This is a genomic window from Virgibacillus oceani (genome assembly GCF_014638995.1).
Lineage (GTDB): Bacteria > Bacillota > Bacilli > Bacillales > Amphibacillaceae > Virgibacillus_E > Virgibacillus_E oceani.
Genome location: NZ_BMFR01000019.1, coordinates 1 through 21,310, shown reverse-complemented (window position 1 = coordinate 21,310; position 21,310 = coordinate 1). Strand labels below are relative to the sequence as shown.

The following is a 21,310-nucleotide window of genomic DNA, read 5'->3' as shown; positions in this document are numbered from 1 at the left end:
GTAGGTTGTTTTTATTTAAAAGTCAAACGATTCTCCAACTGTATAACTGTCATCCAGCACGTAAATGCCCTTCTCTTTCGGAGCGTTTAGTAAACCTAGTTCTTTTTGTGAACATATCATACCATTCGAAGATACCCCCCGTAATTGTGTCGGTTTAATTTTAAGTCCACTAGGCATAACCGCCCCAACCTTGGCAACTACAACTTTTTGACCTTCACCGACATTTGGTGCCCCACATACTATTTGAAGCGTTTCTTCACCAGTGTCAACTTGACATACACTTAATTTATCGGCATTTTCATGAGCTGTTTTATTTGTTACATAACCAACAACAAATTTTGCACTTAAATCAAAGTCAATTGGATCATTTAACGTGTTGTTTTCAAAAAGCAGTTTTATTTCAGATAATAATCCTTCTGTTAACCTAATCTTTCCAGTAGCTGGTAATGTTAAATAATCGGATGCATGAAAAATATTGTACCCCAGTATTTCACCATGTTGATTTGTAATTTTCGTGATATTTCCATACTTTTCCTCATTTATTTCATACCGATTTCCATCTGTTAAAGGAATAATTAATACATCGCCAATACCGATTGGGTTGTAAAATACGTCCATTGTGTCCATCCTTTCCTACCGCTTTTCAGGTCGGTTTTTGGCCATTATAAATACAAGCTCAAGTGTTTTGTTGTCGTAAATAAATGACAATGAGGTTATTGGAATTCTGCCCTCAGCAAAAAATTTCATCGTCATTTGTGCTAATATATCATACCCTGTTTTGTTTTGTATGTCAGCAAAAATCAATACATCCTGGTGAGGAACCGCAACCGCTAACTCCCCCTTACTATTTGCCTTCATTTCCTCTAAAAATGCCTCATTTAGTATCCGGCTTGCATCATATCCATCCTGGTGTGCAACAAAATAAAAGTCATTGTCTGCTACGGTATCTTTTTTGTAGTCATTGGAAAGTGAACGGATGTTGAATGTTGCGATTTCATCTATTCTTTCTTTTGTCCACCCCTCATTATCAAGCATGGGTTCATCTATTAACCGATAGGATTTACCTAGATCCAATGCATAGTAAACCCTTGTCTCCGCAGTATGATCCTTACAAACTAATTTAGTACCTGCCTTCGTTTTGGTTGCAAAAGAAGTTGCCCGTATGACTGGGTATATTTGTTTTTCCATTCCAGTTAGCTTGTGATCTTCATTCATAATTCTTAATGCTTCTGAAACATGGTCAACCAATTCATCTATCGCATCATCACCGCGCTGGTTATATTTTGCAACTACATTTGGAAGCGTTACAGACATCCCCTGTTTTGTATCCTTCCATTCAAAACGCAACGTATCTTTATCCCTGTTATAAGTGATATGATAATTAGGGTTTGCTAGTTTTTCTTCTAATATTTTTTTCATTTTCAAGCTGGTCATTTTCATATTTTCGCTCTCCTTACTTTCTTAAATCTATTGATTGGGGAGCCCTTCAATGAACTCAGTTATTTCCTCTTTCGTTTTACGGTCTTTACTGACGAATCGTCCTATTTCCTTCCCATCATTAAAAGCAATAAAGCTAGGTATACCAAACACCTCATACTCCTGGCATACCTCGATAAAACGATCTCTATCTATCATAATAAACGTAATATCGGGATATGAATTTTCTATTTCAGGCATAACAGGTTCAATAACTCTGCAATCCGGGCACCAATCCGCAGTAAATAATGTGATAACTTTCCCTTTCGCTTTCCAACTATTCAATTCATCTATTGTGTTTATTATTCTCATTTTTATCAGCCTCCATTACAATAGTATCTTTGTTTCCTCTAGGATACAAACAAAAAAGCCATCCTCTTGATTATAGAGGATAGCTGTATTATTATTTTTGCGCAACCTCACTAGTTGCCGCGATAGATCTTGAAATTTCCATCAGGGCCCGAGCATCATTGTCCATTTTGCCTTTGGATGTATAGGTAGTTATTTTTACTCCGCCAATTCCAACCTGCATCTCGTACCCATCTCCTTTGTCTGACAAGATACGGATATAGCCGAACTTATTATTATCTTTAAATGACTCCATGAGCAATGCTTCTTCTTTCTTGGCTGATTCGTAGCTTAACTGACTTGTTGGTTTTTCTAAATTGTTATAGAAAACGATATATGTCTGATCCCCATCCTCTAATATTACATTGCTTTTGGATTCTTCTTTCACCTCTAGATTTTCTGGTAAATATAGCTCAAAACTATTTAATTCGTGGTTTGTTTCTATTTTCTCTTTATTGTTAAATGCCTCCAGGGCGTTTTGCTTTGCATCTGTTAAAGCCTCTTCTTCAGACTTCATACTACATCCACTTAATACTATAATCAGTAATAGGAACACAACTGGTATAATACGTAATTTATTTCTCACAATATTTCCTCCTGTGATATAGTTCTTTTTACCCTCTATTATAATACTACGAATTCAAGATATATCAAGTACAGATTTTTGGAAGTATTGCAGAAACATTGCATTCTTTTGAAAAGTCGATAAAATAGAAATAAAGAAATTGGACAGTAATGGAGGAGATTTAATATGAATTTAACCGTATATCTTGCAGGACAGATACATGATAATTGGCGTGAGGAAGTTAAAAAAATGGCTGAAGAGAAAAATCTGCCATTAACATTTGTTTCACCACAAACAAATCACGAACGTTCTGATCATATTGGTGAGGATGTACTAGGTAAACAACCGGGAAGTCAATATAAAGATGACGCGGCTTCCAGCATAAATAATTTCAGAACCCAGGTATTATTGCAGAAATCTGATGTCGTAATTGCCTTATTCGGCGAAAAATATAAGCAATGGAATACCGCTATGGATGCAAGTACCGCTATCACGATGAATAAACCGACAATTTTAGTTCGGCCATCATCTTTAATTCATCCATTAAAGGAGTTATCCAATAAAGCGAATGTTACAGTTGAAACGATTGACCAAGCATTAGAGGTACTAGCATATATTTATGAATGATAAAAGTATTTTAGTCAAAGAGAAATCCGAACTATGAATTCTTGTATTAGTTCGGATTTCTCTTTTTGGGTATTCGTGATCCCTGTAGCTAATTGTCCGTAAACTGCGATGTAAATACTTGTGGTGATTTCGCTTCAGTTTGGATGCTCTTTGGTCCCGCAGCTCGTATACTTTAATTTTTATTATAAAACTCCCACTGTCCTCTTAATAGTTTCACTACATGCACAAACATTTCTTTCCTATTAACTAAGTCGTTCGTAAAAATACCAATAGCACCTTCATTATTTCGCACTTCTTTCTTTTGTGTATACTCGTCCATAACATCTCCAAGCTCTATTCCTTCCGTTAATTGTGATTGAAACCCAGAAGGTAAAAGAATTCTTGCACCGCTTGCTGTATAAACATTCTCCTCCTGATCGACGAGCGCACCCCAATTACATAAATACAGTTGTTCCCTAATGTACATTATACCACCCTCGAGACCGATACCAATTGAATTCGGGTTTTCCCTGATACATGCTATAGCCCGATTGATCGCACCTTGTCTCGTTTCTTCATCGGAAAATGGCTGCTCAGAAACATTTGATGGAACATTTCTATTAATAACAGATGCGTTGGGAAAGATTGCTTGAACTGCCGCAATTTTTGTTGGATTATTTGACCCGATTGTTATTTCCATTCAGATACCCCGCAATCAAATCTATAAAAGGTTTTAGTGAAGCTACATAAATATCCAGTAAAAACTTAGCTTGATTTCCGTATCTGATCCACTGTATTATCATCCGTTGCTTTCACAAGTTTTACTATCAATTCCTTTGCAGCCTGGTAATCATCAATGTGAATCATTGAAGCTGATGTATGAATATAACGTGAACAAATACCAACAACGGCTGAAGGTACACCATTATCCGTCAAGTGTACACGTCCTGCATCAGTTCCTCCTTGGGAAATAAAATATTGATAAGGAATATTATTAGTTTCAGCTGTATCCAGAATGAATTCCCTCATTCCACGATGTGTTATCATTGAACGGTCAAATATTCTTAGCAAAGCACCCTTGCCAAGCTGTCCAAATTCCTTTTTGTCACCTGACATGTCATTAGCAGGTGATGCATCAAGTGCATAAAAAATGTCTGGTTTTATCATATTAGCAGCAACCTGTGCACCGCGTAACCCTACTTCTTCCTGAACTGTTGCACCAGAGAATAACTGATTTGGCACAGTGTCGTTTTGCAATTCTTTCAATAACTCAATAGATAGTCCACATCCATAACGGTTATCCCATGCTTTAGCTAGTATTTTTTTATCATTTGCCATTGGTGTAAACGGACAAATTGGAACAATCGCTTGACCTGGTTTAATACCAATTTTTAATGCATCCTCACGGTCATCTGCCCCGATATCAATAAGCATATGTTTCATTTCCATCGGTTTTTTGCGTTGTTCAGGTGTCAGATTATGTGGTGGAATGGAACCAATTACACCAACAACAGGACCATCGTCCGTCATTACTTGTACACGTTGGGCAAGCAAAACTTGATTCCACCATCCGCCAAGTGTTTGAAAACGAATCATTCCATTTTCAGTTATTTGCGTAACCATGAATCCAACTTCATCCATATGCCCGGCAACCATTACTCTAGGTCCATTTCCCCTTTTCACTCCGAAAACGCCACCCAAATTATCTTGAATAATTTCATCAGCATATTTTTCTAATTCACCTTTCATGAAGCCGCGAACTAGATGTTCATTTCCTGGTGCGCCCTGTAGTTCTGTTAGAGTTTTAAATAAATCAAGCGTATCCTGTTTCATTATAAATCCCCCATCTTAAAATATGTACTAAATTAAGTATAACGGAAACTGCCTTAATGTTTCCACAAATCTACTGTTTATTATTTTCTATTTATATTTATTTACGGTATACTAACAAATGTAGGATAGTTTACAAAATCGAATTTAAATTTGTAGCTAGAGGTGATTAAAAAATGAGTATGAAAAAAGCAGTTCTTGCAGCTGGACTTGGTGTTGCAGTAGGGTATTTGGCAAAACAACAGATTGATCAGTTTCAAAAAATAACTCCTGAAAAAGCATTAAAACAAGCAAAAGAAGCTTTCAAAAAGCGTGGACCTATTAGTGGTTCATGGATTTATATGAAACCGGAAGAAGTAGAAAAAAACGGCTTAACGTTTAACGCATATCGTGGCGGTGTAACTCGTAACATAGATGGTGAAAATAAGCAATTTGAATTTCACGTGGACGTTGAAACCGGTGCTGTTATTGACGCTGTACAAACAACATAGATTTTTAAAACTGCTCTAATAAGGGCAGTTTTTTTGTTAGAAATAATATAGGTCAGTCTATTGCGGCTTTGGCGCTGGAACTGGACGCGGCAGATGCGGTAGTTTAGTAATCCATAGCATTCAAATTAGCGATTAAAAAATGCTGCCCCAGGGGGACAGCATTTCAATATTCATTTCTTTTGCGCTCAACCTCATCTATCTTTTCACCATCACTATTAAACTTAATCGCACGATAATAAGCGTCATGATAAAACGTGTACCAAGCTCTTCTCTGATAACCAAAATCCATCCATTTTTCTTTTTGGTGAACAGATGTCACTGGATAATCATCATAGGCAAGTGCCCATAATTTATTTTGATGTGCGTGGGTTGGCATGATATCTGCCATATGAATAAAGCACGCATCACCCTCTTCAAAAACCAGAATACAATGTCCATCACTATGTCCACCTGTATGGATCATTTTTAACCCTTCAGCAATTTGAATTTCATTTTCAAATGGCTGTACTTGATTTTCAATAGGTTTCCAGTTCATTTCCCAATATGTATTTACAGACCTGATATTAGGATTTCGCATTTCATTCCATTCTACAGCTGAAGCATAAATTGTGGCGTTTTTGAAGACAGATACAAATGTGTTATCCACCTTTTTTGTCAATCCACATGCATGATCAAAATGTAAGTGTGTCATAAGCATTGCATCAATATCATCCGGGGTTAGTCCTAATTCAGCAAGAGAACGATCAATTGACGATTGTTCTTTTACCCCAAAATTGCGCAATTGTTTATCAGATAATTTATCATTCCCCATACCAGAATCGATTAATAGGTTTTTCCCATCAAGTTGAAGCAAAATCGGATCCGTGCGTAATTCAATCTGATTTTTTTCATTGTTTGGATACTTCTTTCCCCATAATGCTTTCGGGACGACGCCAAACATTGCACCGCCATCCAGAAAGTTGACACCGCCATTTAGCCAAGTAAGTTTAGCCCGTCCAATTTGTAGTGTTTCCATCTAAAAATCTCCTCTCCTTCTGTTTCCAGTGTAGCGAAACAATGATATTCCTGCAAACGCTATCAGAATCCATAAAAAAAGAACCTCCTGTGCAGTAGAAGGTTTTATTTAGAACTATCCTTTAAGAACTTTTATTTCATCCAGCTCATCTAAAACAGCTGATATTAATGGGTGCTGCAAATCTAATTGAGATACGGATTGCAGTGTTTTATTGTATCCCATTTCCTTGATCATTTGCTGCAGCTTAATTGCTTCTTCATCGTGACTATTCGTGTATTGTAATACCGAAGCGATCGTTTTAGCAAGATAGGAAGGTGTTTTACCGGTAACGTTTATATAAATACATGCAGGACGAATTAACCTGTCGTTGGGACCCAGCTTACGTATTGGACCCCTTCCCACTCTAGTAACTTCATCTGAAATATATGGGTTTTTAAAGCGTTGTATAATATTATTTATATAAGCTTGATGTTCCTTTCTGTCAAATTGATAGGTTTGAATTAATGCTTCACCGGATTCAGCTAGGACACCTCTAATAATTTCTTGAACGTTAATGTCATTCATCGCTTCATAAATAGTATCATAACCAATATAGTGACCTATATATGCAGGTACAGCATGGCCGGTATTTACAGTAAATAACTTACGCTCAATATATGGTGTTAAATCCTTCACATACATTATTCCATCAACAGAGGGAACGTCGCCTTTAATTGCTGGTTCATCCACGACCCACTCAAAATATGGTTCAACAGAAACTTCCAATAAGTCTTTCTTATTCACCTGATTAGGAACAATTCTGTCAACCGCAGCATTAGGGAACCCGATAAGATCATTACATGCTGCTTGTTCTTCTTCCGTTAAATGCTCAAAAACCTTTTCCTTTAGTAAGGAACTGCCGCCAACCATATTTTCACAAGCTATTATATTAAGTTGCCTTTTAGTTGAATTAATTCGCTCACGTAACCCTTTTGAAATCAGATTTGAGATTACAGGTAAAATGGTTGGACCCACAGCGGTTGTTACAATATCTGCTTTTATTATAGCCTCTATTACTTTTTCCGGGCTAGTAACACTGTTTATTCCTGATACATTTTTTACTGTTAATGATTCATTTTGCTCGGCCGCTAAAATTACCGTGTACTGCTGTTTATTGTTTAACTCCTGAATAACCGCATCGTTTACATCAACAAATGTGGTATGATAACCCGACTGATAAAGTAATGCACCGATAAAGCCGCGCCCAATATTTCCTGCGCCAAAATGTACTGCTAACATTTAATTCACCTCATTAAAGAGACGTATGATTTCTTCTTTCGACCCTGTGTCCACGATTTTCTGGATATTATCTGCATCAGATAGTACAATTGCAATTTTTGAAAGAATCTCTAAATGTTCGTCCCCTTTACCTGCGATACCAATTAATACTTTGACAATATTTCCATCACCAAAATCAACACCATTTGGCACTGTTACAACAGACAAACCTGTTTCTTTTATAAGACCTTTTGCATCCTCCGTACCATGGGGAATTGCAACATGATTTCCCATAAATGTAGAAGTCAATTCTTCTCTTTCCAGCATTTTATCAACGTAGGATACTTCTACATAACCGTTGTCAGCCAAAATCTTGCCCGTATATCGAATTGCCTCTTCTTTATTGTTTAACGTTAGATTTAGTTGGATATTTTCTTTAGCTAAAACTTCTTTTGCCATAACTTGATGCACTCCTTATAATATATTTTTCTCTTGTAAATACTTATGAAACTGTTCAGACAGGAAGTGCTTGATTTGTTTTTCGTTCTCTGATTGAAATAATTGAATGCTTTCTTGATCCTGAATTATTAAACCACTTATGAAACTTACAATTTCCAAAACCTCCTGATGTGTCAACTCGGGTGCAAGCATTAACAATAGTGTATCCATTTCCATATCCTTACCATCCATTCCTTTTACCGATAATGAATTGGATAATGAATAAATTAAAAAACAAGGCTTGATAACATCCTTTGATCTCGCATGAAAAAGCGCAAGCGATGTATCCGGAATTCCAAGACCATTAATCTGTTCCCTCTTTAAAAGTTTTTCAAAGACACTATTACTGTTTGTGACCAACTGGCCATTTACTAAATCATTACAGGCTGAATGCAAAATAAATTCCAATGACCGATTTTCTTTAATCTTTATGAGTCGAAAGGAATTAAGAATATCCAAAATTGCTTTTGAATAATTTTGGATTGCCTCCAGCTGCAGGATAAATTCTGTACGCTTTCCTTTAACTGGTTTTAAGCAAGGTTTTTTATTTGAAGTATACGTTAGCTTCCTCTGTCTAATTGCTTTCTTGATACGATGTGCTTCTGAAGCAGTCAACATAGGAGAAGCTTGAATATATTTGCCTTCAAAACCATTTAACGGAATGGTTGATACAATAATATCATAATCATAAAGATTGGAATTCTCCAATTCAAACATTGATTTATTTTCTACCCGTTTTATTTCCGGAATACGCTGCATTAGTTTCGTAGCAAGCATTTTCGATGTTCCAATACCGCTTGAACAGATTACCAATGCCTTTAAATCCACATCAATTTCCCCATATAACAGAATAGCTGCAAAGTGAAGAACAAGATATCCTATTTCATCATCTGGAAAATCCATTTCCGGGAAAATGTCTTGAACACCTTCCCGAATAATGTAAAAAAGCTTATCGTAATCCCTTAATATATCTTCAAGCAATGGATTTTTTATATTCATTCCTTGTTTCAACCGATATATCGTAGGTTTTAGATGTGCCACTAGATCATGTAATAAAGGCTTATTTTCGGTTAAATCTAAATCTAAATGCATACTTACATATTGAATCAGATCTTTAGCATTATTAGCGATATCGACACTGGTGTCTTCGATTAAATAATTGTTATCTATTCGTAATTTAGCCCCTAATAAATGCATCGTGATATAGCCAATTTCATCTTCCGGGATATCCATGGAAAGCGAGCTCCGCAATTCCTGAATCATGTTTTTGGCAATTTCATACTCAATTGTACCCTCAAGCTGTTTTTTGTACACATGATCAAATGTTATATTGTCGCCTTTTTGAAGACGTTCGATAGCCAGTGCCAGATGCACAATCAAACCGACATAAGCGCTGTCGGCCAGTTCATGAGGCAATTCAGCTATTGCCCGTTCAACGCTTTTTTCAATTGTAATTAGTTTTTCTGGATTGACAAAACCTAACAATCGATTAGAAATTGTATTTAATTGCATCTGTGAATTTTTCTTGTTATTTTCTTTTAACAATGAAACGTAATCAAATGGATTGATATATTTCGTAATCAGATTACTAATAGCGGCGCGTTTATCACCCTCTTCACCTTCAAGCTTCATACCGTATCCTCTTTTTCTTATGATTTGAAGATGATAATCTTTAATCTCTATTTCTAACTGATCAAGGTCGTTACTAATTGTTGCTGCTGTGACTTTAAGTTCATTCGCAAGGGTAAACAGTTTGATTGGCTCATTTCTCTCCAAAAGTGTTGATAAAATGATTGTCTGTCTTTCCTCAGGAGTATAGTCAGAAGCTTCAGAAGTCGAAAGAGCCATTTCCAATCTCTTTTGATCATGCATACCGCCAGTAATCCGTATCCCTACACCAGACTTTTTCATAAGTTCTAAATTGTAAGAATGCATTATTTGTTCAATATCTTTTAGATCACGATGAACTGTTCGTTCACTTACATAAAGAGCATCAGCAATCTCTTTAACGGTTACGTCCTCTTGTGATTGCAATAAAAGCTCTATAATCTTTCGCACTCGACCAGCCATATACACAAACTGTTCACCACCTTGCAATGCTAATTGTCACCTAGCTTATTTAAACCTTTCAACTAATTCATCATATTTAGGACTATTTAGAAAGTTTTCAACAGAAATATGTTCTGCGGTAGGCAATTTAGTTTTTGCACGATCTGTTAAGTCCCTATGGGTAATAACGATATCAGCATCTTCAGGGATTTCATTGATTGCTTTATTCGTCACAAAAACGTCAATCCCTGCTTTTTTAAACATATTTTTTAATAGGGATGCCCCCATAGCACTTGACCCCATACCAGCATCACACGCAAAAATAATCTTATTTATTTCTTCTGGCTTTTTAGCAATGAATGCTTCCTTCTGTATTTCAGCATCAGCGCTATTATTATTTTGATGTAAAGACTCCGCTACAGTGCTTTTCTTTCCTTTCATTTCTTCCATTTTACCTGTTGCTACTGACAAGTCTTCATCATCTGATTTACTTGTTTTCAAGATTAATGCAGCAATTAAGAATGAAACAACAGCCGCTACCAATACACCTAGCGTTACAGCTAAATAGCTTCCTTGTGCTGTCATTGCATATATTGCAAAAATGCTGCCAGGTGATGCTGGAGCAACCAATCCTGCACCAAAAATCTGTAAAGTGAACACACCACTTATTCCCCCGCCAATTACCGCTAAAAGTAATGAAGGTTTCATTAACACATATGGGAAATAAATTTCATGTATTCCACCTAAAAACTGTATAACTGCAGCACCAGGCGCTGAGCTTTTGGACATTCCTTTTCCAAAAATAGCAAATGCAAGCAAAATTCCTAATCCAGGGCCAGGGTTTGCCTCCAACAGAAACAGGATAGATTTTCCAGCTTCAGCAGCCTGCTCAACCCCAATTGGACTCAATATGCCGTGATTAATTGCATTATTTAGGAATAAAATCTTTGCTGGTTCAATAATAATATTTGCTAGCGGCAATAATCCGGCATTGATAATCGCCTCTACACCAGCTGCTAAAATGTTATTCAAGCTTTCTACTACTGGTCCAATAACCTTTACAGCCACTGCTGCTAAAATGGCAGCTAATATTCCGGCTGAGAAATTGTTATATAACATTTCAAATCCAGAACGAATTTTATCCTGAAATAATTGATCAACCTTTTTCATTAGGTATCCAGCGAATGGACCCATAATCATGGCACCTAAAAACATAGGTATATCTGCCCCTACAATAACCCCCATCGTAGCTGTGGCACCGACAACCCCTCCACGAATATCATGCACGATACGACCACCAGTAAATCCAATTAAAAGCGGCAGCAGGTATTTAATCATTGGATCAACTAATGTTGCCAAATCTTCATTTGGCGTCCAGCCATCTGGTATAAATAAAGCAGTAATTATTCCCCATGCGATAAATGCCCCAATATTCGGCATTATCATACCGCTCAAATAGCTGCCAAAACTTTGTACTTTTGCACGAAACCCCTTCGTTTCTGCCATAAAAATTCCTCCCTAAAATTAATAATAATTTCTATATATTAATTTTATACCTAGGCAATTCCGCTCACAATCAAATCTAAATATCAATTTGTCAAAATGATTGTTGACAATATTAAAATGCTAGTGCATTGGATATTTTTAGTAAATACAAAAATAGACCCTAAAATGGGCCTAATTTTTATTAAATCGTGTTCTGCAGCGATAGATAACTTGTCCTTTCTCTGAAAACTTTTGTTCGTATTCTGTCATCACATTTGTTGGATCTTCTGCCTGATGTAAATTCAAATTGACTTCATCTAATTTCATACCAAAATTGGAAAAGCTGACTAATGAATATTCGAATAATCCTCGATTATCTGTTTTCATAATTAATTCACCGGATGACTTCAACACACGACGATATAGTTCCAAAAAAATATGATATGTCAGCCGGCGTTTTTCATGACGATTTTTTGGCCATGGATCAGAGAAATTTAAATAAATAACAGAGATTTCATTATCCGTAAAAATTTCCAGAAGATCGCTTGCATTTTCATTAATCAATAAAATATTGTCCTGTTCATGTGTTATGACCTTTTGTGCGGCTGAAACGATAATACTTTTGGCAAGTTCTATCCCAACAAAGTTCACATCAGGGAATTGCTTTGCCATGCCAGTAATAAATTGACCTTTTCCAGTACCTATTTCAACGTGAATTGGATTATCATTGTTAAATAAGTTCTTCCATTTACCTTTATTATCTCTAGGATTTTGTATTACAATGTGGCTATTATTTTGAAGAAAAACATCAGCCCACGGTTTATTACGTTGACGCATTTAATATTTCCCTCTTTTCAAAACATCACTCAGATTGACAAGCATAGATAGAATTGGAAATGCAAATACTAGCAATAGAGGTGATTTTAATGACATTAACAGTTAACCATCAATTAGCATTATTATATGATCTTTTGGGTGAACATACCGAATATTGCTGTGGAGAAATCGCTGAGTATCAGCAAATTAAGCGTTTAGTTCAATCCTTGATGGCAAAAAACAGCATTACTGATGAACAGCTGCTAGAGCTTCTGCCCGAAATTTATGACTATGGACGACAGGGCGAGATTGCTCAAAATTTAACCGAACATACTACAATGAACAAAGTAAATATTGAAAATTGGATGAGTGCAATTACACATGTTAATTTACACTAAATTTGTTCATAACATATGCATTCAGTTCACGTAAATCCTGTAGTCTTTCCATTACTTTATTAGGCTCTTTACGATTGTAATGCCAATTTATATAATAAAGTGCGTCCGAAATCAAATACCAGTACATTCGTTCAAACAATTGTTTATCATATGTTACACCATATGTATCTAACCAGTTTGGCCAATCATCTATTGGAACGTACCACTTTAGCAGCATTCCAAAATCCATAATTGGGTCGGCAATCATTGCATTGTCCCAATCGACCAAATATAATTGTCCATCGTTAGTTAACAGCAAATTATTATGGTTGATATCACAATGACAAACAACTTGCTTTTGTTCCCTCGTAACTGGCAGCAATTGCTGTAAATAACTTAATCCTTTCCCAACTTCACTATACTGCTCAATTAAATTATTTGCATTCAGTCTGTGTTTTAATTTTTTCAAATTGACATCTGGTGTTTTTGGTTTTTTCCCCATTCTCATGAGCATATGTACCAGTTCTGATGAGTGGTGAATCTTACGCAGCAATTCAGCTACCCGATTTTGGCGCATTTCTTCCGGCTCTAATTTTCTCCCGTCAATCCATTCCTGGGCAGTTATGACATCACCATTTTCCATTCGTTTCGTCCATACAAGCTTTGGAACAATTCCTTCTGCAGATAATACCGCTAGAAATGGTGACGAATTACGCTTTAAAAATAGCTTTTTGTTATTATTTTCAGCTATATAAGCATCGCCAGTTAATCCGCCAGCAGGTGTTATATTCCATTCTTTGCCTAAAGAAGCACTCAGCCAGTTCACCATTCATTCCTCAAATCTGTTTATTATATAGTCCAATCATTTATTTTATAGGTATCTCTGAAAAATTACAAATATGAGACAAGAATAATGAAATTAAAGCACTATCCGAAGACTTGCAATTATTTCGGCATGTCCGTTAAATTCAGTAAAATAATACATACTTTTTATAAGATGATAGTGTCTGCTTTTTGTAATTCGACTAAAGACCTGCTTCGCTCGGCTATTCCCTGCTTCAGGTTTACAATAAAAACATACATTGCACTAGACCTCATGATCCATCTGAAACTGGTTATCTTCTTCTTCCCATTCAGGACGTTTAACGGATGAAGTTTGACAATGATTTAACAATAACTCCGCTGCCTTTAATTGACGATTCTTCAGTGTAGATACCAATTTTCTTTTCTTATCAAACCATTCCCCGTATTCATGTTTACCAATAATTTTAGTGTTATAAGGTTCATTTCTGTAAACAATATGATTTGTTTGTGATAAAACGATTTTTCTTACTGGAAATTCCGCCTCATTTACATGCAGTATACTTTTGATTATTTGTTCCGTCCGTTTTAAAGCTAATAGCGGACTTAATATTTTCTTATTTGAACCAACTTCCCATGTCCGATCATCGCCTGCCATAATTGTTGCACTGCGACCCTCTTCCAATAAATATATTACCTCTATTCCAACCGGACTGATAAAAACAATTTCCCCTTCTATTGGTGCTTTTTTCACATTAAATATGGGATAATACATAAGTAAATACGTGTCGGGAAAACGCTGCAGAAAGAATTTTAACATAGGATCATGATCATACTTTTGTTCCATAATTGATACATCCGTTACAGTAGAAGTAGCCCATTTTAACTGCACCGGAAAAAGCTTATCAAGGAAATATTGTTTTAATGCTAATTCCGAATCCGGTAAGCTTGGCGTTTTTACTTGAGCCTCTTGATCTACTTCTCTTTTCATAAAGCTTTTTACCCTTGAAAAGGCTGAAATAGATTCATCTTCCAATTTTTCTTCTATATCCTTATCAAGTGAATCATTCCACAAGGCATAAAGCTTTTTCCAGTTGTCCTGCTTTAAGCGGATATATTGACTAGGATATCGATAAGCATTCCATTCATATCGAGAAATATAATCCTGGAGCTTAATTAATTGTGCCATTACCATTGTCCCCCTTAAACAAAATCCTTGATACCAATTCATATTTCTGTGTTTGAGCAGGATGAATCTGATAAATGACGAATTCTTCTACATTAAATCTGTAGCTGACTCCGAAATAATCCTTCTTAACATTGGTTATTTCTATGTTATTACATGCTGTTTCTTTCCGTTTTTTAGCAAGTGTAATGTGCGGAATATACTCCCTTTGTTCTTTTTTAAAACCTTGCACATTGCAGCATTTCTCTATTTCTTTATGTAATTCGATTAAGTTTTCATTCTTTTCTACTCCAGCCCAAAGCACACGAGGCTTTGCCGGATTCCCAAACGTCCCTATTTCTCCAACGCTTAATGTGAAAGGATGAAGATCTGCAATCCGACCAAGATTTGTTTGTAAGGTTTTTAATGTTGATTCATTAACAGGTCCTAAAAACTTTAATGTTATATGCAAATCATGTTTATTTGGCCACTGTTTGTAAGAAAGTTTTTTCATTAGGTTATTTTGCCATTCATGAAACATATTCTTTAATGATAGCGGAATTGGAATTGCGATAAAATAATGCGGTAACTGGTTCATAACAAGTCCTTTCTGTTACACATTGTTAAAAATTTAAGAATAATCTCTTTTATCCATGAGAATTTAGGTGTAGAATAAAATTATCGGCACAGATTCACTGGCACCACAGTATTAATGAAAAACATTAAGGAGTGGTTTTTTGAATCAACCAACAACTCGAATGCTAACTAGAGTTAAGGCTGTCTACCTTTATATTAGAGAAAAAGGAACAGTGTCAACTACCGAATTAGCGGATGAATTTGGAACGACAGACCGAACAATTCAGCGTGACTTAAATGTTTTAGCATATAATGGTCTTGTCAACAGCCCAATTCGAGGCAGATGGAAGATTACAAATAAAAAAGTGAACATATCTTAATGACTAAACCTATACTTTAAAACAAGGCTGACAATCATATGTCAGCTCTTTTTTTACTATCTTTTAGGGACAGGCAATATTCCAGTTCCTGTCGGTTTAGCTCACGATAGCCACCCTGCTCAAGATTTTCATCAAGCGTTAGGCTTCCCATACGAAGACGCTTTAAATGGGTTACCTTTTTATCGACAGCTTCAAACATTCTTTTAACCTGATGATATTTTCCTTCGGTTATTGTTACCTTTACTTCAGAAGTATGACCTGCTGAAAGAATACATAAATGTGCTGGTTTAGCTTTATATCCATCCTCAAGAACCACACCAGCCTTAAACTTAAGAATATCTGTTTCAGTCACGTTACCATCAATTTTAGCAAAATACGTTTTACTGACATCTTTTTTCGGTGAAGTTAGCTGATGTGCAAGTTCCCCATCGTTTGTTAGAAGCAACAAGCCTTCCGTATCTTTATCGAGCCTTCCAACAGGAAACGGATTAAAATGCTGATAATCCTTATTTACAATATCAATAACAGTTCTTTCACTTCTATCGGCAGTTGCGGAAATAAAACCAGGCGGCTTATTCATCATTAGATATACATATTTTTGGTATCGGATTGTCTCGCCTAATACTTTAACTATGTCCGTTGCTGTATCTATATGCATACTGCCGTCTTTAACTGTATTATCATTAACAGTTACGTACTTTTTTTTCAGCGATTCCTTTACATCTTTTCGGCTGCCAAAACCCATGTTTGCCAATAACTTATCAAGCCGCATGATTTAACCTCCTTACCTGTGAAAAATTCGGTCCAGGATTCGTATTCGATTACCTAGCACACGTTCTAAAAGGGTGGAATGATAACCTAACCATAAATACACACCACCACCAAGAGTTACCCCGAAAAACAGCATTATGATTGCTGCCCATCGCTCCGTTTCGTAAGGAATAAAAAATCCAAAGGCAGCTTTTAGGATCGCAATTGTAATAATCATTATGAACGTAAATATGAAAATTAACAATGTACGCTTAAACAGCTGTTTATATGGAAATTGAATCGATGTTCTTATACGCCAGAGATTTAATCCAACAGCAATCGCAACTGCAATAGCTGTGCCAAAGATAGCACCTTTAGCTCCAAACGTATGGATAAGCAGGATATTAAACAGAATTTTTGATAATAAACCCGCTGATAGGCTTATAACGGTGAAACGCTGCTGATTAATCCCTTGCAAAATTGATGATGAAACAGTAAATAATGCAAACAATAAACCTACCGGAGCATACCAGCCTAGTAATGAACCTGTAAAATCAATGTTTTTCATTCCAAATAAAGAACCATAAGCCTCCGTTGACAGCATAGACAATCCAATTGCAGCAGGGGTAACTAGAACCATTACAATTTGAAGTGCTTGGTTGATTTGCTGAAATAAAACCGGTCGATTATTGTCAGTAAAGGATTTAGTTAAGACAGGCAATATTGCCAGTGACAACCCTGTAGCAAGAGTTACTGGAATGATTACCAGTTTATGACTATACAGATTAATGGACCCAAGCAATTCTTCCCAAAGGTCACCCTGTCCGATTGCCGTCATTGCTCTGCCAAATGTGAACTGATCAACAATTTGATATAAAGACGTTGCAATCCCAACAATTATGAATGGACCTGCATAACTAAAGATTTCTTTAAACAGGTCCTTCATCGGAATATCGTAGGAAACACGCTGCTGGGCAATTTGCATTTCTATATTAGGCTTTCGTTTTTGCCAATATCGCCATAAAACAATACCAGACGCCAGACCACCCACAAACGCAGCAAATGTTGCAAAACCAACAGCAGTAGGAATATTTCCACCGAGCAGTTTAATTATAATGAACGCAGAACCTAATAAAAATAGTATTCGGACGATCTGTTCAACTACCTGTGAGACAGCGGTTGGCCCCATTGACTGATAGCCCTGAAAAAAACCACGAGTTATACTCATTGCAGGGATAATAATTAATGCAAAGCTTACCATACGAATAACCATTGTAGCATCTTCAACAGTTATAGCCGGTTTATCATTTGGAATTGTAAACTTTGCGATAGGTTCCGCTACAAAAAATAAGACCAAAAATGCAATAAATCCGGTTATTAGCATTAAGGAAATACCTGCCCGGTACATGCGCATTCCAGTTTTATAATCACCTAAAGAATTATATTTTGATACAAATTTAGACACTGCTAATGGTACCCCAACTGTGGAGATACTAAGGATAATATTGTATGGTGTATATGCTAATAAATATAATGTTCCTCCATTTGCACCAACAAGTGCATTAAATGGAATAACGAAGATCATACCCAAAAATTTAGACAAAAATGTTGCACCAGTAAGAAGCATGGTGCCTTTAACAAAATTCGACATTGTTTCACCTGCATCTGTTCATAGTTACTTCCTAAATTACTATTTTATCACACAAACTCAAAAGTGGAATAAACTTTCCTTCATAACGTTCGTACAATCTATGCAATATTCCTCCGTCAAATTTAAAATAGGATTTTTATATAAAAAATGATAAGCTATTTGCGAAAGGAATGAGGAAAGTTGTCATATGATGTAATTGTAATCGGTGGAGGACCATCTGGATTAATGGCCTCAATTGCAGCAGCGGAAAACGGTGCAAAAACCATGTTAATTGAAAAAGGAAACAAACTTGGCAAGAAGCTTGCAATTTCAGGTGGAGGACGTTGTAATGTAACAAACAGGCTACCCCAAGAAGAAGTGATAAAACATATTCCTGGTAACGGGAAATTCTTGTATAGTGCATTCTCAGTATTTAATAACTTTGATATCATCGATTTTTTCGAAAAATTGGATGTACGATTAAAAGAAGAGGATCACGGCAGAATGTTCCCTGTTTCAAACTCTGCCAAAACAGTGGTGAATGCTTTAATAAATAAACTTCATGACCTTAAGGTAAATATACAAATGCATACGGTTGTAAATGCCATTCATTATGATGAGCATGAACATACTATCATATTAGCGAATCAAGAAAAAATACGTACTAAAGCAGTAGTTATTGCTGTCGGTGGTAAAGCCGTTCCGCACACAGGATCAACTGGTGACGGCTATGCCTGGGCTAAAAAGGCAGGTCATACAATCACAGAGCTATATCCTACAGAAGTAGCTCTAACCTCAAAAGAAAAATTCATAAAAAACAAAAGCCTGCAGGGTCTATCGCTAAAGGATATATCACTTTCTGTATTAAATAAGAAAGGAAAAACAATCATCACCCATAAAATGGACATGTTATTTACACACTTTGGAGTGTCTGGGCCCGCTGTACTGCGTTGCTCGCAATTCGTTGTAAAAGAACTAATGAAAGGACAAAATGAAGTTTCAATGATATTAGATATTCTCCCTGATGAAAATGAGGAACAATTAATCAATTCAGTTTGGATAGATGTTGAAAAAAATCCTAAAAAGGCGTTCAAAAATACCCTTAAGGGAATAGTGCCCGAACGAATATTGACGTTCATATTAACTAAAAATAATGTTACTGAAGAGAAAAAAGCTGCTAGTATTTCAAAAGAAACCATTCGCTCTATCATACATGATATCAAACATTTTTCGTTCAAGGTACATGGATCATTACCTCTGGAAAAAGCATTTGTAACAGGTGGGGGAGTTTCTATCAAGGAAATTGTACCAAATACAATGCAGTCAAAAATTATGCATGGCCTATACTTTTGCGGTGAAATTTTAGATATTCATGGATATACTGGTGGCTATAATATTACATCTGCATTAGTAACAGGTAGACTTGCAGGTTCTAATGCCGCATATGAAGCAGGTTATTCAACATGATTCATTCCACTAATGGTATGTCATTCCTCGTATGATTTATTGACACAGGACCATCCTAATAATGTCTGGGGACAATATAGAAAGGTTGGGTATAAGAATGCAAAAAAATGCAATGTGGTTACCATTAATTGCTTCTGTTGGAGTCGGTGCAGCAACTTTTTATACGATGACCAAAAACAACCAAGGATTTGGACAAACAATGCAAAATATGATTCCATTCGTTTCACAAATGGGTGGTGCCAATGCTAATGCTGGAAATAGCAATGGAGGAAACAGCCAAAAGCTTGGTCCATATGGGATGAGCTAGCTGACATTTTAAAGACGTACCAGAATCTGGTGCGTCTTTTTTGAATAATTTTGTTGGAAGGCTTACTATCAACTAGAAGGATAATATAAGGAGGAGATTTGATGGAAGCCCGATTAGATTACTATTCAATTGCTCCAGATGCTTTTAATATCATGGTGGAATTTGAAAAATATTCTAAGTCCACTAATCTTGAATCATCATTATTAGAACTTGTTAAAATACGTGCGTCGCAAATTAACGGCTGTGCTTTTTGTATTGATATGCACACAAAAGATGCACGTGCAAATGGTGAAAACGAGCAACGTATATATTGTCTAGATGCATGGAAGGAAACCGATTTCTATACAGATAGGGAACGTGCAGCACTTTCGCTTACAGAGGCAATCACACAAATTTCAACGATACCTATCACTGATCAGCTATTCAACAAGGTTAAAGTGCAATTTAATGAGAAGGATTTTGTTGATTTAGTATACGTCATTAATACAATTAATAGCTGGAATAGACTAGCAATTACAATGCGTGCTGTCCCAGGTAAATACCAGCCATCAGCAAAATGAGCATCACAAAATCTTCACATATTGTCCATTGTCCGCTAAAAATGTGATATCACAGCATTCGCCTATCGCTTCCATTATCATTTAACCATCACAATTTAGGAGTGAAGCTACATGGTTAAAACAGTAGAAATATTTGATGGATCGTACGCATTACACGACTTCAGAACTATTAATTGGGAGAACTGACCCAGGAAGAGCGCGGACGCATGATGTTCGAACATATCGCGACATGCAGAACATACACAGATGATGTTAAACGTATTATTACAGGTTCTATTGGCTTTGATGATTACGAGTGGGGTATCTCATTGTTTTGTGATGATGTACTGAAAATTAAGAAATTGATTTATGAATACAAGATTTGATGAGGTTAGTGCAAAATATGCTGTTTTCGGATCATTTTTCATTGGAAACTATTTACCAAAAGATGAAATTGAATCGTATTTTAAAGTAGTATGACTGTTATTGACAGCAACCAGACATGCCAATGACCCTGATCGGAAGGGTTACTATGCTATCTAATAATAGCCATAAATTCATGTCAGGGAAATCATACCGATATTTGTAAGACTAATATCGGAAAAGAGGACAAATAAAATTACAGCATTTCATCTAAATAAAACTGCCAGAAATCCAGTATACATGTGGAATTTATCTGTTTTACTGCAGAAGTATAAAAAATATTTTGTATATAAAAGCTGACTAATAAATTATATTATTAGTCAGCTTTTTAGTTTGCCTGGCGGCGTCCTACTCTTGCAGGGGCAAAGCCCCAACTACCATCGGCGCTGATGAGCTTAACTGCTGTGTTCGGTATGGGAACAGGTGTGTCCTCTTCGCTATTGCTACCAGACATATCTT

25 protein-coding genes and 1 rRNA gene are annotated in these 21,310 nt (G+C 36.1%); 8 read left to right on the top strand and 18 right to left on the bottom strand.

Annotated elements, in window-relative coordinates:
• Window positions 1-15: 15 nt before the first annotated feature.
• The 4 genes from ytpR to IEV74_RS16665 all read right to left on the bottom strand — a co-directional run bounded on the left by ytpR (window position 16) and on the right by IEV74_RS16665 (window position 2,410).
• On the bottom strand, window positions 16-618 hold the full coding sequence (gene ytpR, locus IEV74_RS16680; protein ID WP_188456504.1) for a YtpR family tRNA-binding protein: 603 nt from the start codon (window positions 616-618) through the stop codon (window positions 16-18).
• A gap of 15 nt (window positions 619-633) precedes the next feature.
• On the bottom strand, window positions 634-1,440 hold the full coding sequence (locus IEV74_RS16675) for a DUF1444 domain-containing protein (RefSeq protein WP_188456503.1): 807 nt from the start codon (window positions 1,438-1,440) through the stop codon (window positions 634-636).
• Window positions 1,441-1,467: 27 nt separating this feature from the next.
• A complete protein-coding gene (locus IEV74_RS16670) occupies window positions 1,468-1,788 on the bottom strand; it encodes a thioredoxin family protein (protein ID WP_188456502.1) in 321 nt (106 codons plus the stop codon).
• A 91-nt stretch (window positions 1,789-1,879) separates the two neighbouring features.
• Window positions 1,880-2,410, bottom strand: a complete 531-nt coding sequence (locus IEV74_RS16665; RefSeq protein WP_188456501.1) for a hypothetical protein — start codon at window positions 2,408-2,410, stop codon at window positions 1,880-1,882.
• 165 nt (window positions 2,411-2,575) lie between these two features.
• Between IEV74_RS16665 and IEV74_RS16660 the strand changes: the two genes are divergently transcribed.
• Window positions 2,576-3,016, top strand: coding sequence for a YtoQ family protein (locus tag IEV74_RS16660; protein ID WP_188456500.1), 441 nt, complete (start codon window positions 2,576-2,578; stop codon window positions 3,014-3,016).
• A 172-nt stretch (window positions 3,017-3,188) separates the two neighbouring features.
• Here IEV74_RS16660 and IEV74_RS16655 read toward each other — a convergent pair whose 3' ends face one another.
• Together IEV74_RS16655 and IEV74_RS16650 are read right to left on the bottom strand one after the other, a co-directional pair.
• The gene (locus tag IEV74_RS16655; RefSeq protein ID WP_188456499.1) at window positions 3,189-3,695 is read right to left on the bottom strand and encodes a DUF84 family protein; all 507 of its coding nucleotides are present in this window, start codon (window positions 3,693-3,695) and stop codon (window positions 3,189-3,191) included.
• A gap of 65 nt (window positions 3,696-3,760) precedes the next feature.
• Complete coding sequence (locus tag IEV74_RS16650) at window positions 3,761-4,828, bottom strand: M42 family metallopeptidase (RefSeq protein ID WP_188456498.1); 1,068 nt, start codon at window positions 4,826-4,828, stop codon at window positions 3,761-3,763.
• A 173-nt stretch (window positions 4,829-5,001) separates the two neighbouring features.
• Between IEV74_RS16650 and IEV74_RS16645 the strand changes: the two genes are divergently transcribed.
• The gene (locus tag IEV74_RS16645; protein ID WP_188456497.1) at window positions 5,002-5,316 is read left to right on the top strand and encodes a PepSY domain-containing protein; all 315 of its coding nucleotides are present in this window, start codon (window positions 5,002-5,004) and stop codon (window positions 5,314-5,316) included.
• Between the two features lie 163 nt (window positions 5,317-5,479).
• Here IEV74_RS16645 and IEV74_RS16640 read toward each other — a convergent pair whose 3' ends face one another.
• The 6 genes from IEV74_RS16640 to trmB all read right to left on the bottom strand — a co-directional run bounded on the left by IEV74_RS16640 (window position 5,480) and on the right by trmB (window position 12,457).
• Entirely contained in the window at window positions 5,480-6,331 is an 852-nt protein-coding gene (locus IEV74_RS16640) for a YtnP family quorum-quenching lactonase (RefSeq protein ID WP_188456496.1), read from the bottom strand.
• Window positions 6,332-6,445: 114 nt separating this feature from the next.
• Complete coding sequence (locus IEV74_RS16635; protein ID WP_188456495.1) at window positions 6,446-7,609, bottom strand: mannitol-1-phosphate 5-dehydrogenase; 1,164 nt, start codon at window positions 7,607-7,609, stop codon at window positions 6,446-6,448.
• Window positions 7,610-8,047 (bottom strand): PTS mannitol transporter subunit IIA, encoded by a 438-nt coding sequence (locus tag IEV74_RS16630; RefSeq protein ID WP_188456494.1) that lies wholly within the window; start codon window positions 8,045-8,047, stop codon window positions 7,610-7,612.
• A 15-nt stretch (window positions 8,048-8,062) separates the two neighbouring features.
• A complete protein-coding gene (locus IEV74_RS16625; protein ID WP_229683225.1) occupies window positions 8,063-10,156 on the bottom strand; it encodes a BglG family transcription antiterminator in 2,094 nt (697 codons plus the stop codon).
• Between the two features lie 45 nt (window positions 10,157-10,201).
• On the bottom strand, window positions 10,202-11,641 hold the full coding sequence (locus tag IEV74_RS16620; protein WP_188456493.1) for a PTS mannitol transporter subunit IIBC: 1,440 nt from the start codon (window positions 11,639-11,641) through the stop codon (window positions 10,202-10,204).
• A 171-nt stretch (window positions 11,642-11,812) separates the two neighbouring features.
• Complete coding sequence (gene trmB / locus IEV74_RS16615; protein ID WP_188456492.1) at window positions 11,813-12,457, bottom strand: tRNA (guanosine(46)-N7)-methyltransferase TrmB; 645 nt, start codon at window positions 12,455-12,457, stop codon at window positions 11,813-11,815.
• Between the two features lie 59 nt (window positions 12,458-12,516).
• On the opposite strand from trmB, the gene IEV74_RS16610 reads away from it, so the two are divergent.
• Window positions 12,517-12,834, top strand: coding sequence for a YtzH-like family protein (locus tag IEV74_RS16610; protein WP_308419010.1), 318 nt, complete (start codon window positions 12,517-12,519; stop codon window positions 12,832-12,834).
• Here the strand turns inward: IEV74_RS16610 and IEV74_RS16605 are convergent.
• The 3 genes from IEV74_RS16605 to thpR form a co-directional block, all read right to left on the bottom strand.
• Window positions 12,821-13,642 carry a phosphotransferase family protein gene (locus tag IEV74_RS16605; RefSeq protein WP_188456490.1) on the bottom strand — a complete coding sequence of 274 codons (822 nt, stop codon included), beginning with the start codon at window positions 13,640-13,642 and terminating at the stop codon, window positions 12,821-12,823. The two genes, IEV74_RS16610 and IEV74_RS16605, sit on opposite strands and share 14 nt — an antisense overlap.
• A gap of 258 nt (window positions 13,643-13,900) precedes the next feature.
• Window positions 13,901-14,803, bottom strand: coding sequence for an NERD domain-containing protein (locus IEV74_RS16600; protein ID WP_188456489.1), 903 nt, complete (start codon window positions 14,801-14,803; stop codon window positions 13,901-13,903).
• Complete coding sequence (thpR, locus tag IEV74_RS16595; protein WP_188456488.1) at window positions 14,787-15,377, bottom strand: RNA 2',3'-cyclic phosphodiesterase; 591 nt, start codon at window positions 15,375-15,377, stop codon at window positions 14,787-14,789. Before thpR ends, IEV74_RS16600 begins: the two co-directional genes overlap by 17 nt.
• A 160-nt stretch (window positions 15,378-15,537) precedes the next feature.
• On the opposite strand from thpR, the gene IEV74_RS16590 reads away from it, so the two are divergent.
• Window positions 15,538-15,735: a DeoR family transcriptional regulator gene (locus IEV74_RS16590; RefSeq protein ID WP_373284366.1), complete on the top strand. Its 198-nt coding sequence runs from the start codon at window positions 15,538-15,540 to the stop codon at window positions 15,733-15,735.
• Window positions 15,736-15,769: 34 nt separating this feature from the next.
• On the opposite strand, the gene IEV74_RS16585 is transcribed toward IEV74_RS16590, so the two are convergent.
• Together IEV74_RS16585 and IEV74_RS16580 are read right to left on the bottom strand one after the other, a co-directional pair.
• Window positions 15,770-16,507 carry a pseudouridine synthase gene (locus tag IEV74_RS16585; protein WP_188456486.1) on the bottom strand — a complete coding sequence of 246 codons (738 nt, stop codon included), beginning with the start codon at window positions 16,505-16,507 and terminating at the stop codon, window positions 15,770-15,772.
• Window positions 16,508-16,519: 12 nt separating this feature from the next.
• Entirely contained in the window at window positions 16,520-18,136 is a 1,617-nt protein-coding gene (locus IEV74_RS16580) for a putative polysaccharide biosynthesis protein (RefSeq protein ID WP_188456485.1), read from the bottom strand.
• 180 nt (window positions 18,137-18,316) lie between these two features.
• On the opposite strand from IEV74_RS16580, the gene IEV74_RS16575 reads away from it, so the two are divergent.
• The 4 genes from IEV74_RS16575 (at window position 18,317) to IEV74_RS20040 (ending at window position 20,814) form a co-directional block, all read left to right on the top strand.
• Complete coding sequence (locus IEV74_RS16575; RefSeq protein ID WP_188456484.1) at window positions 18,317-19,582, top strand: BaiN/RdsA family NAD(P)/FAD-dependent oxidoreductase; 1,266 nt, start codon at window positions 18,317-18,319, stop codon at window positions 19,580-19,582.
• 97 nt (window positions 19,583-19,679) lie between these two features.
• Window positions 19,680-19,889: a hypothetical protein gene (locus IEV74_RS16570; RefSeq protein ID WP_188456483.1), complete on the top strand. Its 210-nt coding sequence runs from the start codon at window positions 19,680-19,682 to the stop codon at window positions 19,887-19,889.
• Window positions 19,890-19,990: 101 nt separating this feature from the next.
• On the top strand, window positions 19,991-20,449 hold the full coding sequence (locus tag IEV74_RS16565; RefSeq protein ID WP_188456482.1) for a carboxymuconolactone decarboxylase family protein: 459 nt from the start codon (window positions 19,991-19,993) through the stop codon (window positions 20,447-20,449).
• A gap of 173 nt (window positions 20,450-20,622) precedes the next feature.
• On the top strand, window positions 20,623-20,814 hold the full coding sequence (locus IEV74_RS20040; protein ID WP_373284365.1) for a chlorite dismutase family protein: 192 nt from the start codon (window positions 20,623-20,625) through the stop codon (window positions 20,812-20,814).
• Between the two features lie 372 nt (window positions 20,815-21,186).
• Here IEV74_RS20040 and rrf read toward each other — a convergent pair.
• Window positions 21,187-21,302: ribosomal RNA gene (gene rrf, locus IEV74_RS16555) — 5S ribosomal RNA — on the bottom strand.
• Window positions 21,303-21,310 lie beyond the last annotated feature (8 nt).